Genomic DNA, 17415 nt, shown 5'->3' on the forward strand with positions numbered 1-17415 from the left:
TTGCTTCAACTGATAAAAATCAGTTTCGCAATGACGAAAAACTAAAATACAATTATGAGAAAGATTTTAAAACCACTAACGCTATTCATCTTACTGCTCACCACGGTAAATGTATTCAGCCAAACGAAAGATGTTGTGGTGTCAGAAGAAGCATTAACAAAATCGAAAGAATGGGTTTCAGCATTAAACTTAAATGATGCAACAAAAAAGTCAGCAGTTGAAAATGTTATTGCTGTTCATCTAACTACGATTAGAGATTGGCATAATTCGCACCCATCCTCAACGGTACCTGATGGAATTAATCCGGTTACGGGAAATAAATTAAGTGACTTAGATAAGCAGATTATTGCTGATTCAGCAATTCCAACAACCGTTCATCTGGCTTTAATGGATGGCTTAAAGAAAAATTTATCGCCAGAACAAGTAGAAATCATTTTAGATAAATACACGATTGCTAAGGTTGATTTCACAATGAAAGGTTATAAGGCTATTGTTCCTGATTTAACTGCCGATGAAGAGGCGAAAATTTTGGCTTTTTTGAAGCAAGCTCGAGAACAAGCTGTCGATTATAAAAACATGAAACAGATTTCGGCCATCTTTGAGATTTATAAAACGAAATCAGAGCAAATGCTAAATAATAACGGACGCAGCTGGAGAGCACTTTATAGTGCCTACACAAAAAAGATAAAAGAAGAAAAGGCTAATAAGGTAAAGCAATGAAGCGTTTTGCTTCGTCTCTTCGTCATTGCGAGGCACGAGGCAATCTTACTGTTATAACTTTGTAGCGACCGTACTGAGGTTGCTCCGTGCCTCTTGATGATGACTGTTTATATAGTTGATTAAATATAATTATGTTAAAAAGAAAAATATACATTACACTAGGACTTGCTATTGCACTTACCATAAACGCTAAAGCTCAGGTTGAAAAATGGCAGACAGGCGTTGTAAAACAGGAGTTTCTTTACGATAAAGCACCGTTTCCATCTTGTCACTCAGCAACCATTGCCGAAACACCAACCGGTTTGGTAGCCTCTTTTTTTGGAGGCACTAAAGAACGAAATCCTGATGTAGAAATTTACATCAGCCGTTTTATTGATGGCAAATGGTTAGCGCCGGTTCCCGTGGCAAACGGCATTCAGCCTGATGGTAAAAGATTACCCACCTGGAACCCGGTATTATATCAGGTACCGGGCGGGGATTTATTGTTGTTTTACAAAATCGGACCGAAACCATCTGAATGGTGGGGCTTAATGAAAACCTCAAAAGATGGTGGAATTACCTGGTCTGAAGCGACAAAATTGCCAGATGGTTATATCGGACCTGTTAAAAATAAGCCGGTTTTATTAAGTAACGGAAATCTTTTCGCACCATCGAGTAAAGAAGGCAATGGCTGGAAGATTCATTTCGAGGTAACAAAAGATAATGGCAAAACCTGGCGCACTGTTGGCCCGCTACCAGAAAATGGTATTAAAGCTATTCAGCCGAGTATTTTACAGCATGGAAATGGTAAACTTCAAATTTTAGCTAGAACAGCAAACCGGGCAATTGTAGAATCCTGGTCGGAAGATAATGGTGAAACTTGGTCTCCATTGACTAAAACCTCTTTACCCAATAACAATTCCGGAACGGATGCCGTAACGATGAAAGATGGTCGCCATGTGCTGGTTTATAACCATGTTTTGCCTCCAGGCGATTTAGCTAAAGGACCAAGAACCCCGTTGAATGTTTCTGTATCAAAAGATGGGAAAAACTGGTCAGCCGCGTTAATTTTAGAGGATTCACCAATTAGCCAGTATTCATACCCGGCTGTTATTCAAACTTCTGATGGTATGTTGCATTTCATCTACACCTGGAGAAGAGAAAAAATCAAACACGTGGTTGTAGACCCATCGAAGTTAAAATTGAAAAAAATTAAAAATGGTGTTTGGCCGAAGCTTAATGGTTATACCGCTCCGGTAATTACGGAAACTAAGAACGAAGAACCATGAGAAATATGAAGCGTTTTTTCTGCTCGTCGTTATTGCAAGGTACGAAGCCGTTGCACTCGAAGGAGTCAATTGGCTATAGCTATTTGAAGTCTGGCTATTCAATTCCCGGGGAGCTGTTCAAATATGTTGGTGTACTTTTTACTATTTATTTGTTATCTGTATGCAACCTATCTGCACAAACTCAAAACTCCGATAATCTTTACAAAAAACCTCTCGTAGATGTTTTAAAAGAAATTCAAACGCGTTTCAAGGTTCAGATTAAATACTCAGAACCTCAAGTAAAAGATAAATGGGTAAACTATGCCGATTGGCGTTTTCGTGCCAATGTGGATGAAACGCTAGCCAACGTGCTCACGCCTTTGGATATGAAAGTGAACAAAGAGAAGCCAAGTGTTTATAAACTAAAAGAGTATGAATATTACCGTTGGGAAGTTCAGGATGGTTGGGCTTATCTCGATACTTTAGCAACAAAATACCACGACAAGGCCAGTTGGGAAAAACGCAAAACGGAAATTAAGCCAGAATTATACAAAGCCTTGTTGTTATCTCCGTTGCCAGCGAAGGTTAATTCAAAGCCGATTATCACAGCTAAAAGAATTTTCGATGGCTATTCTGTAGAGAATATTGCGCTAGAGATTTTACCTGGTGTATGGATTAATGGTTCATTATATAAGCCGCTAACTGCAAAAGGAAAAATTCCTGTGATTTTGAGTCCTGATGGACATTGGGAGAAACAAAGATACAGAGCTGATTGTCAGCTTCGTTGTGCAACAATTGCCAGAATGGGAGCCATGGCTTTCAGTTACGATTTATTTGCCTGGGGAGAATCTATGCTCCAGTTTAAGTATGAAGACCATAGAAGAAGTTTAGCCCAAACAGTTCAAACTTTAGGTGGAATAAGAATTTTAGATTATTTCTCTTCATTAAATGAAACTGATATCAACAGAATTGGGATTAGTGGTGGCTCAGGTGCCGGAAGTCATTCCATTTTAATGACGGCAATGGATGATAGAATTAAATTAAGTGCACCAGTCGTGGCCATGTCCTCATACTTTTATGGTGGTTGCCCTTGCGAAAGCGGGATGCCAATTCATCAGTGCGGCGGCGGAACGGATAATGTAGAATTAGCTGCAATGGCTGCTCCACGACCACAATTATTGGTGTCCGACGGGAGCGATTGGACGGCTCACACGCCACAACATGATTTTCCATATTTGCAAAAAATGTATGGTTATTATGGTGTGAAAGATAAGGTTGAAAATGTTCATCTTCCTGATGAAAAACACGATTTCGGTATCAACAAACGCATTGCATTGTACGATTTTTTAATCAAAAACTTCAAGCTAAATGCTGCCGCCGTAAAGGATAAAGCCGGCAAATATGATGAAAGTAAAGTTACAATAGAAAAGGAAAACGCCTTATATGTTTTTGGCGATAAAGGCGAAAAGCTACCTAAAAATGCAGTGATGGGATTCGAAAATCTGGAGAAATTATTTCCATTATCGGCAATGAAATAAGAAAGCATGAAACAAAACAGAAGAACCTTTATTACAAATGCTACTTTACTTGCAGGTGCTTTATTTATCCCTAATCAATTGCTTTTAGCTGCAGAGAAAAAGAATAGGTATAAAATTGCTGTCATTGATTTGATGATTTTAAAACGTCAGAAAATTAGTGCGCTACCATTAACCAAAGAAATTGGTGCCGATGGTTTGGAAATTGATATGGGAGGTTTGGGCAACAGGGAAACGTTTGATAATAAACTGGCCGACTCAAAAATCAGACAGGAGTATTTAGATAAAGCCAAAGAATTAAACCTCGAAATTTGTTCCCTGGCGATGACGGGATTTTACGCACAATCTTTTGCAACGCGACCAACTTATCAAAAAATGATACAGGATTGCTTGGACACCGCAACGGCAATGAACTTGAAAGTGGTTTTTCTTCCTTTGGGTGTTCAAGGAGATTTAGTCAAAAACCCTGAATTACGTGGACCTATTGTAGAAAGATTAAAGGTGGCTGGAAAAATGGCTTCAAAAGCGGGTATCGTGATTGGAATTGAAACATCCTTAGATGCAACAGGTGAATTAAATTTATTAAAAGAAATTGGTTCCAGATATGTGAAAAGCTATTTCAATTTCTCCAATGCGATTAAAAATGGTAGAGATTTACATCAGGAGCTAAAAATTTTAGGTCGTAAGAATATTGTTCAAATCCATGCAACCAATGAAGATGGCGTTTGGTTACAAAACGACCCTAAAATCAATTTGAACAAGGTAAAAGAAACCCTTGATGACATGGGGTGGAAAGGCTGGCTAGTTGTAGAAAGAAGTAGGGATGCCACTCAGCCAACAAACGTAAAATATAATTTCAGTGCCAATACCAGCTATCTGAAATAAGTTTTTCAAATTGCAAATTCGTCATTGCGAGGTACGAAGCAATCTTATTAGACAGAATATGGAGAGACAAATTACTATAGGAATGCAGCATGCAAATTGGAAAAATTACCTTTTGCCACTTTTTGTGTCTCCAGTAATAAGACAATTCAGCTTATTTTTTGGTTTGTTGGTGATTTTGAATTTCTTACACTTTCAAGCAGATGCAGCAGATATTTATGTCGCAAAAAATGGTTCTGATACTAATATTGGAAATAAAGATAAACCGCTTGGTACACTCCATGCGGCAATTAGAAAAGCCCGCGAGCTGAGGCGTTTAAATGATGCTTCTATAAAGGGTGGGATTAAGATTATCATTGATAAAGGTGTTTATCAACTATTCGAGCCTGTGGTGCTTCGCCCTGAAGATTCAGGTACAAAGGATAGCCCGACCGAAATTGTTGCCACAGAAAAAGTTGTTTTAAGCGGAGGAATAAATATTACTGGCTGGAAAAAACTTACAGGAGCAACCCTTGGTTTGCCAAAAGAATCAACAGGAAAGGTTTGGGTTGCTGATATTCCAAATTTCGACGGAAGTGATTTGTTGTTTCGTCAGCTTTGGGTGAATGGCAATAAGGCTACTCGAGCTAAAAACTACAATGGTGATGCTATGGGTAGGATTTTATCCTGGAATAAAGAAACGCAAACCTGCAAAATCCCGTTACAAAAGAATATCAATTTAGCAAATATAAAAGGCATTGAAATGCTCATTCACCAGTGGTGGGCAATTGCAAATCTTCGAGTTAAATCTGTCACAGTAGTTGGAAATGAAGCTGAACTTTCTTTTATGCAGCCTGAAAGCAGAATTCAGTCAGAGCATCCTTGGCCTGCTCCATGGATTTCAGATAAAACAGGCAACTCAGCTTTTTATCTCTCCAATGCCATCCAGTTTTTGAATGAACCAGGAGAATGGTTTGAAGATTTAAAAAATCATAAACTTTATTATTGGCCGAAACCATCAGAAAATATGCTTAACGCTGATGTGGTAGTACCGTCAATCGAAAATCTCTTAAAAATAGAGGGAACGATTGACAATCCTGTCTCATTTGTAAATTTTAAGGGCGTATCGTTTGCGCATTCAACCTGGTTAAGGCCATCTAAATTTGGTCATGTTCCTCATCAGGCGGGGATGTATATGCTTGATGCCTACAAACTTAAAACTCCGGGAACACCCGATAAAGCCGCTTTGGAAAATCAGGCTTGGGTTGGCCGACCTGCATCAGCTGTTGAAATAACCTATGCCAATCATACTTTTTTTGAAAATTGTCGTTTTGAGCACCTCGCCTCAACAGGGTTAGACTATAAAAAAGGAACTTCAGACAATGTTGTTAAGGGTAATTTGTTCAAAGATATTGGCGGTTCGGCAATCCTAATCGGAACATTTTCTGATGAAGCTACCGAAGTTCACCTGCCTTACCATCCATCAGATAAAAGAGAAATTTCAACGAATGATAGAATTGAAAACAACCTCATTACCGATGTAACCAATGAAGATTGGGGTGCAGTAGGCATTGGCGCAGGTTACGTTCAGGGCATAAAAATTCTGCATAACGAAATCAGCGATGTTTCATATTCAGGCATCAGCATGGGCTGGGGTTGGACTAAAACCCAAAATGCGATGAAGAACAATACCATCAGCGCAAATAAAATACATCATTACGGAAAACACATGTATGATGTGGCTGGGATTTACACGTTATCAGCTCAACCTGAATCCTTTATCACAGAAAATGTAGTGGATAGCATTTATAAGGCGCCTTATGCCCATCTTCCAGAGCATTGGTTTTATCTTTACACGGATGAGGGTTCGTCTTATTTTACCATAAAAAATAATTGGACACCCAGTGAAAAATATCTTCAAAATGCAAACGGACCAGATAATTTGTGGGATAATAACGGCCCAAAAGTTTCTCAGGAGATTAAGCAAAGGGCAGGTTTAGAAAAGCCATTTCAGCATCTGTTAAAAGAGAAAGCCGTTTATGCTAATCGTGGAATTAATCTGTCGGAAGATAAATCGGTTGTTTTTGAATTGATTTTTAAAGATAATAAGCTGCCTGCAGATAAAAGCCTGGAAGTTTTTGCAAAGGAAAATAATCTGCTGGCAAGCTCAATTTACAAATGGAATAGTCGCCTGGTGATTTATACTTCTAGTTTGAAAGTAGAGAGTTTGCAACAGACTTTGAAACGGTTAAATGCTTCAGAAATTAAGCTTTACGATAATCTTTTTTACGATTTTACCCGTGAAAAAAATTGTGGAAATAAACCCGTATCAGAATGGGATAACATCATTTTATCGGCCAATTTAGTTGATGATGAAAAGATGCAGAATGAATATCTGGATTACCATAAAACGCAATTTGAGAAATGGCCGCAAATATCAAAAGGATTTTGCAATGCAGAATTTCAGCGCCTGGCAATTTTCAAAAAGGATAGGCAATTAATGCTGATTATTAGTATCCCGAAAGGGAAAAAATTAGATGATTTGAATCCGAAAACTACCTTGAATAATCCTAAGGTAGATGAATGGAATGCAATAATGAAAAAATATCAGGAAGGGATTGAAGGCACGAAAGCCGATGAGGTTTGGGTGTTTTTCAAACCGATAGAATAGACACTCGTCCTAGTGAGGCACGAAGCAATCTTAAAATTAAGGCTATTCACTAGAGAATAGAGATTGCTTCGTTCCTCGCAATGGCGACTTAAAGAAATTAAAAAATAATATCATGTTAAGATTAGGGATTTTAGGTTTAGGAGAGGGCAGAAGTACAATTTCTGCATCATTGGCGAGCAAAAAATTTAAGCTCATTCAAATTTGTGATGCCAATAAAAAGCTTTGCGAAGAACGTGCTTTGGAATTCGATTTCCAAAACTGGACAACCAATTATGAAGATATGTTAACCAGTGATAAAATCGATATGATTGCGATTTACACGCCAGACCATATGCATTTTGAGCACATTAAACAAGCGCTTTTGCATGGAAAACATGTGGTTTGTACTAAACCTTTTATTGATGATTTATCGCAGGCAAATGAACTTTTGGAATTGGCTAAAAAATCGAGAAAAAAGATTTTTGTAGGACAAAGTTCACGGTTCTTTGAACCTGCAATGCGTCAAAAGAAAGATTTTGATAAAGGATTAATCGGCGAATTAATTACCATAGAAAGTTATTACCATGCCGACCATCGCTGGTTTCTAGAGAAAGGCTGGTCGCTAAAACAGTCTTTTAAATGGTTATATGGTGGTTTAAGTCACCCTGTAGATTTTATTCGTTGGTACATGCCCGATATTGAAGAAGTGATGGGTTACGGAATGTTGAGTGCTAACGGTTTAAAAGCCGGAATAAAAAACCAGGATACAATGCATTTTATTTTTAAGGCCAAAGATGGCAGAATTGCTCGTGTAAGCGGTGCTTATACAGGCCCTACGCAACCTGCAAGTCGCGATAGTGGAATGAGTTGTATTCTCCGCGGAACAGAGGGTGCAAGCCAGGCTGATTACCACGAGTTGCGTTATTCTGTAACCACTAAAACAGGAGAGGAAAAAATTATTACCTGGGGCGATGCTACCCTGAAACATTATTTCCGTTTCGAGGGGCAAAGCCATCACGCCGGAGAATACCAGAACTACCTGGATTATTTTGCTGATAGCATTAACAATAAATTTACGGCTTATCCTGATTTAAAAGAGGGAATTGGAACAGTGGCGCTATTGCAAGCGATGGATAAATCAATGGAAATCGGTTTGCCGGTTAAAATTGATGATATCTTGAAAGCCAACAATATTACCAGGGAATCAATAGGCTTGTAATTTATTGCCACGGAAACACGAATGAACACGGAATGAGTGTGAAATAAAAGTAAGAAAGACCGTCATCCGAGGTAAGAAGCAGTCCTAAAACTATTGCTATTCATTGGCGCATTAAGATTGCTTCGTTCCTCGCAATGACGGGTGCGCCTAGAAGGGCCAAAGCACAGTTTCTACGTTAAACTCTCAACCGGCCTAACAAATTTTTGGGGATGCATTGTCAAGGCCTATCCAGAAACTTTAATACAAAAATTTTAAGCCGGCAATTTTGTTTCTTTTGTTGTCAAAAGAAAAAAGCCCGTCCGGCAAGGACAGTACTAACCAAATTAAAATGAACAATATTGTAGAACGATTAACCAGCTTAGACTACCTCATTGTAGTGGCGTACCTGGTTATTTTAGTCATCATTGGGTATCGAGCCAGTTTCTCGAAAAAGAATAGCGAAGATGAAACTTTATTCTTGGCTAATAAATCCTTGGGCTGGTCGAGCATTGGTTTTAACATGTGGGGTACCAATGTTGGTCCGTCTATGTTGCTGGCATTTGCGAGTATCGGCTACAGTACGGGTATCGTTGCTGTAAACTTCGACTGGTATGCCTTTATCTTTTTATTCCTGCTGGCGATTGTTTTTGCTCCAAAATATCTGGCTGCGAAAGTGAGTACCATGCCTGAGTTTATGGGAAATCGTTATGGCGATTCTACACAAAATATCTTGGCCTGGTATGCGCTTGTGAAAATTTTAATATCCTGGTTATCGCTTGGATTGTTCGCAGGAGGTTTTTTAGTCCGCCAGATTTTAGGAATCCCGATGTGGCAATCTGTAACAGTTTTAGTCGCTTTCGCAGGATTGTTTACTTTTTTTGGTGGATTAAAAGCTATTGCTAAAGTGAATGTTTTCCAAATGATACTGTTAATTGCGGTTTCGCTTTCGTTAATGCTTTTAGGCTTAAATAAAGTAGGCGGAATCTCAGCCTTATATGCTAAAACGCCACACCATTTTTGGAATTTAATTCAACCCGCCAGCGACCCAAAATATCCGTGGTATGCCATTTTACTGGGTTATCCGGTTGCCGCAGTAGCCTTTTTCTGTACAGACCAATCTATGGTTCAGTCTGTTTTGGGTGCAAAAAATTTAAAACAAGGTCAACTAGGCGTAAGCTTTATCGGTTGGTTAAAAATTCTTTCCTTGCCGCTATTTATCGGAACGGGAATACTTTGCTATGTGCTCTTTCCAAATCTGAAAGACCCGAACGAAGCATACATGACCATGGTGACCAGTCTTTTTCCTCCGGGGATGAATGGTTTGGTTATCGTGGTTTTAATCGCGGTTTTGGTTGGAACCATCGGTTCTTCGCTAAACTCGTTGAGCACCGTTTTCACGATGGATATCTATGTGAAGAAAATCAATCCTCAGGCTAGCAATAAGCAGATAATCCGTATTGGTAGATGGGCAGTAGTAGCCGGTTGTATTTTTGCAGTCATAGTTGTGCTGGCAATTGATAATATTAAGGGACTAAACCTATTTGATGTCTTTCAGTCAGTTTTGGGTTTCATTGCACCTCCACTTTCAGTTGTGTTTCTGTTAACTGTTTTCTGGAAAAGAACAACCCGAAAAGCCGTTAATTTTACGCTTTCGGTTGGGTCGATTCTAAGCTTGGGTGTAGGTGTAACTTACTTATGGATTTTACCATCAAGTGAATACACATTTTGGCCGCACTATTTAATGCTTTCCTTTTACATTTTTGCAGGATTATTGGCCATCGCCATGTTAATTTCATTATTGGATAGGTCGCCAAGCATTTATACAATAAACGAAGCGCATCAATCCAATATCGAAAAACCAGATAAAATGGTTTGGGTTTCGTGGGCAGCTCTAGCCTTAGTAATGATTGGCCTTTATATTTTCTTTAACGGGCATTAATATTTACGTCATTGCGGGGCACGAAGCCATCTCTATTCAGTACTTTTTAATCAGATATTATGAAAAACTTTAACAAAATACTTTTACTACTGCTTTTTAGCTGCTTTTCTCTTCCAACTTTTGCCCAAAAGGCATCCTGGATTTGGTATCCTGGTGATTTCGATATCTATATGAGTAATGTGATGCAAAACCGCCGAACGGAACGCGGTTCGTTTTTTCCGGTATTTTGGAAAATGGATAGCCATTATGTTTTGGTCGATTTTCATAAAGAATTTTCACTGACCCAACCTGAAGAAGTTAAACTTTTTGTGGAGGGAACTTACAACGTAAAAATTGATGGTCAGGCCGTTTCAGGTTTTCCGAAAACTGTTAATATCCCTGCCGGAAAACATAAGCTAAGCTTAAAAGTATATAGCCAGGGGGCAGTTCCTGCAATTTTTGTGCAGGGAAAAACTGTGGTTTCAGATGAAACCTGGTTAACCACTTTTGAAGATAAGGAATGGATTGACCAAAGTGGTAAGGTTTCAGACAAATCTGGGACCACTTTTGTAACGGCTGGTTCATGGAATTTAACCGACCCAACAAAGTTGCCATCGCAATTTAAGTTACCTACAAAACCACTACAGGCAGTTTCCAAAAAGAAAGCAGAAGCTGGAGCCCTTTACGATTTCGGTAGAGAAACCTTTGGCTTTATTAAGCTGCATGGATTAAAAGGAAAGGGAAGAGCAAGTCTCTATTATGGAGAATCTCCCGAGGAAGCTTCATCAACAGATAAATGTGAAACGTTAGACCATTTGGATATCGATTTGGCTCAGAAAAAAGATTCAATTATGCCACTTTCCAAGGCTTTCCGCTATGTGAATTACCAAGCTAATGGTGGTGTTTCCGTAGATTCTGTTTCCATGCTTTACGAGTATGCGCCTGTAACGGAACGTGGAAGTTTCAAATCATCAGATGCGGAACTGAACAAAATTTATGATGTGGCAAAATATACTTTTCATTTAAACACGCGTGAGTTTTTTATTGATGGAATAAAACGCGACCGTTGGGTTTGGAGTGGTGATGCTTATCAAAGTTATCTGATGAATTATTATTCATTTTTCGATGCGCCAACTGTAAAAAGAACTTTACTTGCTCAGCGTGGTAAAGACCCGGTAACTGCGCACATCAATACCATTATGGATTACTCTTTTTATTGGTTTTTAGGGATTTATGATTACTATAAGTTTACCGGCGACCAAAAATTTGTACAGGATATTTATCCAAGAATGCAATCGCTTATGACTTATATTGATGGCAGAAAAAACAAAAACGGTTTGCTGGAATGGATGCCAGGCGATTGGATTTTTATTGATTGGGCTGATAAACTCAGCAAAGATGGCGAAGTGAGTTTCGAACAATTGTTATATTCCAGAAGTTTAGAAACGATGGCGCTGTGTGCTAAACTGGCAAATGATACCGATGGCGCTGCCAGATACGACAAGCAGGCGAAAGAGCTTAAAGCTAAAATATTCGAACTGTACTGGAATCAGAGTAAAAATGCCTTGGTCCACAGCAGAATTAACGATAAGCAAACCGATAACGTTACCCGCTATGCAAATATGTTCGGAATTTTCTTCAATTATTTTACGCCTGAACAAAAATTAGGCGTAAAAACTAATGTTTTGCTAAATAATAAGGTAGCTAAAATTACTACACCTTACATGCGTTTTTACGAGTTAGAAGCATTATGCGCTATGGGCGAACAGTCCTATGTATTAAAAGAAATGAAAAACTATTGGGGCGGGATGTTAAAACTTGGGGCTACATCATTCTGGGAAGAATATAATCCTGATAAACAAGGGGTGGAACATTTGGAAATGTATGGCCGCCCTTATGGAAAAAGTCTATGCCATGCCTGGGGTGCTAGTCCGATTTATTTATTGGGCAAATACTATCTTGGCGTAAGTCCGGTGACCGCAGGCTACGAAACTTATACCATTGAGCCAAGTTTAGGTGGTTTAGAATGGATGGAAGGTAAAGTGCCGACTGCCAATGGCGATATTTCTGTTTACATGAACAAGAAAGAAGTCAAAGTGCGTTCAGCAGTTGGAACTGGTACGCTTAAAATCAAAAGTAAATCGAAACCAGCTGTTAAAGGCGCAGAAGTTAAAGAGATTTCAAAAGGAACTTATGAAATAAGGATAGAAAAGGGTAAGGAATATTTGGTAAAATATAACCCCCCAACCCCCTAAAGGGGGAGCTGAAAAGCAAAATGGAAATTGTAGCTGGTTATTTTAAAATAGGTGGCTAAACTATAGAAAGTCAAAAGCCCCTTTTAGGGGTTGGGGGTTAAACCCCAATCCTTTGCTCAATTTTTTTAACGCATTTATTTGCTTCGGCAAGAATCACATCATTTTCGATCGCCTTATCTGCATTTAAAGCATTTAACATTGAAATGGTTAAACAAGCAATAATGCCGTTGTTGCCCCCAATTCCGATAGGAACAGAAATATCAGTTACACCCGAAACTGAATCACTGTTTTTAACATATGAACCTGTTTTCTGAATATCCTCTAAAGAGTTAATAAAATCTTCCTGTTGTGGTTTAGGATACTTCTTAAAAATAGCGTTGTTTCTCAAAGTTGCATTGCGTTCCGCATCTGGCATGTAAGCCAACAAAACCTTGCCAGAAGCAGTTAAAGGCAATGGAAAAAGATTTCCCTCCTCAATAGAAAGCGCAATCGGCCCCGGACTTTTGGCATGGATAATCACCATCACCTGGTTCATATACAAAATACTCAAGTGGCAAGATTGACGTATGGTATTTGACAATTCTTCCAATGGAAATTGAGCAGCTTTACGCAATTCATCCATCGGCGAGTGCCTGTGAGATAGGTAAAAAAGCTTTAAAGAAAGCCTGTATTTACCCGAAACTTCATCACGCAAAATATATCCACGACTCTCCAAACTCATTAACATGCGGTAGATTTCGTTCGGTGTTTTTTCAATACCGATAGCAATTTCAGTTTGAGATAGGGGAATGGATTGTGCGGATAAATATTCCAATATATCAAGGCCTTTATCTAAGGCTGGCGCTTGATATTTTGATTCCTTTTCGTTCATACAGGTTTAAATTTGGTCGTAGCGTATTTTTTACAATTTCAAACATACAAAATGCTTTCTTATTTAGCGATTAGAACACATTCTATAATTTTATACAAGATAATATGTTTTCATATTTAAAAAAAATATTTATATTTGAATTACACATAAAAATTAAAGTTAATAAATAATTCAGGCTTTATTAGTTTGATTTTGGAGATAATTTTAATTGATATTTTGTGATGATAACCAAATTATAAACCTAACAAACATCGGCAATAGATGTAAATCAATTCATGAGCAAAGTCGTAATTTTTTCTTGGTTGTATTTGCTAAGTATTCCGCTTTTTGCACAGGATATTAAAGTTGCACATTTGAGTTGTGGTTATCGAAATAACCCGATCGGGATAGATTTTGTTTCACCCAGCATGAGTTGGAAATTGCAATCATCTAAACACAATGTGATGCAAACTGCTTATCAAATTCTGGTTTCAGGCAGTCAAGCTAATTTGGAGAAGAACATTGGAGAGGTTTGGGACACTAAAAAAGTAATTTCATCGCAATCTATTCAGGTGAAATATAGCGGTGCCAAACTTTTATCCACTAAAACTTATTATTGGAAAGTTCGGGTTTGGAACAATTACAACAATGAGTCGGCCTGGAGTAAAACTGCTTTCTGGCAAATGGGTTTGTTAAATACGGAGGATTGGAAAGGGGCAAAATGGATTGCATATGAAAAGTTAGTCGATTCAAATGTCAATATCCTGCCAACAGATGGAAAGAAAGATAAATACAACGCCAACAATGTTTTGCCAATGTTTCGTAAAGATTTTTCGGTAACTAAAATGGTTAAAAAAGCTACAGCTTTTATTTCTGGTTTAGGTCATTTCGAGATGAGTTTTAACGGAACAAAAGTTGGAGATGATTTTCTTGCACCAGGCTGGACGAAGTACGATAAAGAGGCCTTGTATGTTACTTATGATTTAACGAAGCAAATTAAAAAAGGCGGAAATGCCATTGGCATAATGCTGGGTAACGGCTTTTATTATGTTCCGCCAGTAAAAGATAGATACAGAAAATTAAAGGTAGCTTATGGTTACCCGAAGATGATTTGCCGAGTTTTGGTTGAATATACTGATGGCACATCTGATAACATCATCAGCAATCAGACTTGGAAAACCGATAAATCTCCAGTCACGTTTTCAAGCATTTATGGCGGCGAAGATTATAATGCAAATCTCGAGCAAAAAGGGTGGAATATCGCTAGCTTCAATGATAGTAAATGGAAACCAGCGCTGATTGTAGATGGGCCACAGCTGAAAGCTCAGAAAGAAGAACCTGTTAAAATTTTTGATAAATTTTCTCCAAAAAATATTATCAATACAATGAATGGAGATTGGGTTTACGATTTGAGTCAAAATTCATCAGCCATCATAGAATTAAAAGTTCGCGGTAAAAAAGGCGATACGATTAGAATAACACCAGCCGAACTAATTAAAGAAGATGGTTCAGTTACACAAAAAAATATTGGCGGACCATCGTACTTCACTTATATTTTGAAAGGCGATGGATTAGAAACCTGGCGACCAAAATTCTTTTATACAGGGTTTCGCTATCTACAGGTTAGAGGTGGCAATCCTAAAGGAAAAGAAAATACATCAGGCAAAGCTGTTATTGAAGATCTGGTTGCACTCCATGTTAGAAATGCTGCTGATCAAGTTGGGAAATTCTCTACGTCGAACGAACTATTCAACAAAACTTCTAACTTGATAGATTGGTCGATTAAGAGCAATATGGTAAGCGTTTTTACCGATTGTCCGCACCGTGAAAAATTAGGTTGGTTAGAGCAACTGCATTTAATGGGGAATTCTGTTGGCTACAATTACGATGCAGCGCCGCTTTTCAAAAAAGCCTTAGCGGATATGAAAAATTCTCAGTTGCCAAACGGTTTGATTCCTGAAATAGCACCCGAATATGTGAAATTCGAATGGGGCGGCGATATGTTTCGCGATTCTCCAGAATGGGGAAGCAGTGGTATTTTATTGCCCTGGTATTTATATCAGTGGTATGGAGATAGGCAGGCAATGGTTGATTATTACCCAATGATGCAACGTTATATCAACTATTTAGCCACCAAGGCTGATAATCATATCCTATCACAAGGTTTAGGAGATTGGTATGATTTAGGTCCGAAGCCACCTGGCGTTTCTCAGTTAACACCCATGGGCGTAACCGGAACTGCAATTTATTATTACGATCTAAAGATTTTAGAGAAAATGGCAACGCTTTTAGGTAAAAAAGCAGATGCAATAACTTACGCTAACCTGGCGGTAGAAGTTAGAAAATCATTCAACAATAAGTTTTTCAATAGTAAAACTAAACAGTACGCAACGGGTTCTCAGGCAGCAAATGCCATGGCTATTTACATGGGTTTAGTTGAGGATCAAGATAAAAATGCTGTGATTGACAATCTGGTGAAAGATATCAGAGATCGGAAAAACAGTTTGACAGCTGGCGACATCGGTTACCGCTACGTGTTAAGAGTTTTGGAAGATGCAGGAAAATCAGATGTGATTTTTGATATGAACAGTCGTTCGGATGTACCTGGTTATGGAATGCAAATAGCAAAAGGCGCTACAGCTTTAACCGAAAGCTGGGCAGCTTTGCCAACCGTTTCAAATAATCATTTTATGTTAGGACATCTAATGGAATGGCTATATAGTGGCATCGGCGGTATCCGTCAGGATGAAAATTCCATTGCTTTTAAGCAAATAAGAATTCAACCAGAAGTAGTCGGAAATTTAACCTCGGCCAATGTAAGCTACAACTCCTCTTATGGTGAAATTTCTTCCGCCTGGAAAAAAGTGAATAATGGTTTCGAGATTGATGTAAAAATTCCTGTGAATACAACAGCTGTGGTCTATCTTCCTGTTTCGGCTAATCAAAAAGTTAATGAGACAAATAATGTCGCTTTCCAAACTATTGGTTTTGAAAATGGAAAGACAAAAATTTCTATCGGTTCGGGAACTTATAAATTTAATGTGAGATAGATGAGAGCGATTTGGATATACATATTTGTTGCGTTATCAAGCTTTTCTGCATTTGCTCAGGAGATTAAAAATCCTGTTTCTCAAACTGAAATGGAAAAAATTTATCAGGAAGTAAGAACACCTTATAAATATGGTTTGGTTATGGTTCCAACTGATAAAGACCATAAAATGGATTGCCCAACCATTTTTAGAAAAGGCAAAGATTGGTACATGACTTACCTGATTTTCAGCGGTCGTGGTTACGAAACCTGGTTATCAAAAAGTAAGGATTTACTGCATTGGGAGAATCTTGGAAAACTTATGTCTTTTGAAGATTCTGGTAAATGGGATGATAATCAAAAAGCGGGATACAATGCTTTGTTGGATATGAAATGGGGTGGAAGTTACCACGCTAAAACATTTGATGGTAAATATTGGATGTCGTATTTCGGAGGCAAAGAAAAAGGTTATGAAGTGGAACCATTATCCATCGGGATGGCTTCTACTCCAAAACACCCATCAATTGTTCAGGAGTGGAATAGATTAGCTAAACCAGTTCTAAGTTCATCGGATCAAGATGTGCGCTGGTGGGAAAATCGCAATAAATTATTTAAAAGCACTGTAATTGAAGACAAAAGCCGGTTAACAGGGCATCGCTTTGTGATGTACTATAATGCGGTTGGCGATTCTTTAACAAATAATAAAAAAACACGTTGGTACGAGCGAATTGGAATGGCAGTTTCTGATGATATGATAAACTGGAAACGTTTTCAGAAAAATCCAGTGGTTCATCATCCGGTTGGAATTACTGGTGATGCCGTAATTCAACAAATTGGAAAAAATTATGTGATGTTTTATTTTGGTGCTTTTTGGCAAGATAGAAAAGGTTCGTTTAATAGATTTGCCGTTTCTAAAGATTTGGTAAACTGGACGGATTGGAATGGCAATAACCTGATTGAATCATCAGAAAAATATGATGAATTGTACGCACACAAATCTTTTGTACTAAAGCATAAAGGTGTGGTTTACCATTTTTACTGTGCGGTTAACAAACAAGATCAACGAGGTATTGCAGTAGCAACATCGAAAGATTTAGGTAAAAGTAAAGTGAATTTTGTCCAATAGTAAGATATGAAGATGCAAGGTTGTTTT

At 38.2% G+C, this 17415-nt stretch carries 11 protein-coding genes; 10 read left to right on the top strand and 1 reads right to left on the bottom strand.

The genetic code is table 11. The features are described 5' to 3' along the window. Window positions 1-54 precede the first annotated feature (54 nt). The 8 genes from EA772_RS16780 (at window position 55) to EA772_RS16815 (ending at window position 12384) form a co-directional block, all read left to right on the top strand. A complete protein-coding gene (locus EA772_RS16780; protein ID WP_124914216.1) occupies window positions 55-720 on the top strand; it encodes a DUF3826 domain-containing protein in 666 nt (221 codons plus the stop codon). A 131-nt stretch (window positions 721-851) separates the two neighbouring features. Further along, entirely contained in the window at window positions 852-1988 is a 1137-nt protein-coding gene (locus EA772_RS16785; protein ID WP_124914217.1) for an exo-alpha-sialidase, read from the top strand. Further along, window positions 1985-3505, top strand: a complete 1521-nt coding sequence (locus tag EA772_RS16790; RefSeq protein WP_124914218.1) for an acetylxylan esterase — start codon at window positions 1985-1987, stop codon at window positions 3503-3505. Before EA772_RS16785 ends, EA772_RS16790 begins: the two co-directional genes overlap by 4 nt. A 6-nt stretch (window positions 3506-3511) precedes the next feature. Continuing rightward, entirely contained in the window at window positions 3512-4387 is an 876-nt protein-coding gene (locus tag EA772_RS16795; RefSeq protein WP_124914219.1) for a sugar phosphate isomerase/epimerase, read from the top strand. Between the two features lie 58 nt (window positions 4388-4445). Then, window positions 4446-7034 (top strand): right-handed parallel beta-helix repeat-containing protein, encoded by a 2589-nt coding sequence (locus EA772_RS16800; protein ID WP_246833979.1) that lies wholly within the window; start codon window positions 4446-4448, stop codon window positions 7032-7034. Between the two features lie 112 nt (window positions 7035-7146). Further along, window positions 7147-8232 carry a Gfo/Idh/MocA family protein gene (locus EA772_RS16805; RefSeq protein ID WP_010603118.1) on the top strand — a complete coding sequence of 362 codons (1086 nt, stop codon included), beginning with the start codon at window positions 7147-7149 and terminating at the stop codon, window positions 8230-8232. A 328-nt stretch (window positions 8233-8560) separates the two neighbouring features. Further along, window positions 8561-10150, top strand: coding sequence for a sodium/solute symporter (locus EA772_RS16810; RefSeq protein WP_124914220.1), 1590 nt, complete (start codon window positions 8561-8563; stop codon window positions 10148-10150). Window positions 10151-10209: 59 nt separating this feature from the next. Continuing rightward, window positions 10210-12384, top strand: a complete 2175-nt coding sequence (locus EA772_RS16815; protein ID WP_124914221.1) for an amylo-alpha-1,6-glucosidase — start codon at window positions 10210-10212, stop codon at window positions 12382-12384. Between the two features lie 97 nt (window positions 12385-12481). Here the strand turns inward: EA772_RS16815 and EA772_RS16820 are convergent, their stop codons facing one another. After that, window positions 12482-13255, bottom strand: coding sequence for an IclR family transcriptional regulator (locus EA772_RS16820; RefSeq protein WP_124914222.1), 774 nt, complete (start codon window positions 13253-13255; stop codon window positions 12482-12484). A gap of 275 nt (window positions 13256-13530) precedes the next feature. Here EA772_RS16820 and EA772_RS16825 point away from each other — a divergent pair, with 275 nt between their 5' ends. Together EA772_RS16825 and EA772_RS16830 are read left to right on the top strand one after the other, a co-directional pair. Continuing rightward, window positions 13531-16284, top strand: a complete 2754-nt coding sequence (locus EA772_RS16825) for a family 78 glycoside hydrolase catalytic domain (protein ID WP_124914223.1) — start codon at window positions 13531-13533, stop codon at window positions 16282-16284. Continuing rightward, window positions 16285-17388 (top strand): glycosylase, encoded by a 1104-nt coding sequence (locus tag EA772_RS16830; RefSeq protein WP_124914224.1) that lies wholly within the window; start codon window positions 16285-16287, stop codon window positions 17386-17388. It begins immediately after the preceding gene. Window positions 17389-17415 lie beyond the last annotated feature (27 nt).

Source organism: Pedobacter sp. G11, assembly GCF_003860265.1.
Taxonomy (GTDB): domain Bacteria; phylum Bacteroidota; class Bacteroidia; order Sphingobacteriales; family Sphingobacteriaceae; genus Pedobacter; species Pedobacter agri.

Excerpts from the sequence above, each read along its gene's own strand:
- EA772_RS16790 (WP_124914218.1), top strand. The coding sequence starts at position 1,985 with ATGAGAAATATGAAGCGTTTTTTCTGCTCGTCGTTATTGCAAGGTACG.
- EA772_RS16830 (WP_124914224.1), top strand. The coding sequence starts at position 16,285 with ATGAGAGCGATTTGGATATACATATTTGTTGCGTTATCAAGCTTTTCT.
- EA772_RS16785 (WP_124914217.1), top strand. The coding sequence starts at position 852 with ATGTTAAAAAGAAAAATATACATTACACTAGGACTTGCTATTGCACTT.
- EA772_RS16805 (WP_010603118.1), top strand. The coding sequence starts at position 7,147 with ATGTTAAGATTAGGGATTTTAGGTTTAGGAGAGGGCAGAAGTACAATT.
- EA772_RS16795 (WP_124914219.1), top strand. The coding sequence starts at position 3,512 with ATGAAACAAAACAGAAGAACCTTTATTACAAATGCTACTTTACTTGCA.
- EA772_RS16810 (WP_124914220.1), top strand. The coding sequence starts at position 8,561 with ATGAACAATATTGTAGAACGATTAACCAGCTTAGACTACCTCATTGTA.
- EA772_RS16820 (WP_124914222.1), bottom strand. The coding sequence starts at position 13,255 with ATGAACGAAAAGGAATCAAAATATCAAGCGCCAGCCTTAGATAAAGGC.
- EA772_RS16815 (WP_124914221.1), top strand. The coding sequence starts at position 10,210 with ATGAAAAACTTTAACAAAATACTTTTACTACTGCTTTTTAGCTGCTTT.
- EA772_RS16800 (WP_246833979.1), top strand. The coding sequence starts at position 4,446 with ATGGAGAGACAAATTACTATAGGAATGCAGCATGCAAATTGGAAAAAT.
- EA772_RS16780 (WP_124914216.1), top strand. The coding sequence starts at position 55 with ATGAGAAAGATTTTAAAACCACTAACGCTATTCATCTTACTGCTCACC.
- EA772_RS16825 (WP_124914223.1), top strand. The coding sequence starts at position 13,531 with ATGAGCAAAGTCGTAATTTTTTCTTGGTTGTATTTGCTAAGTATTCCG.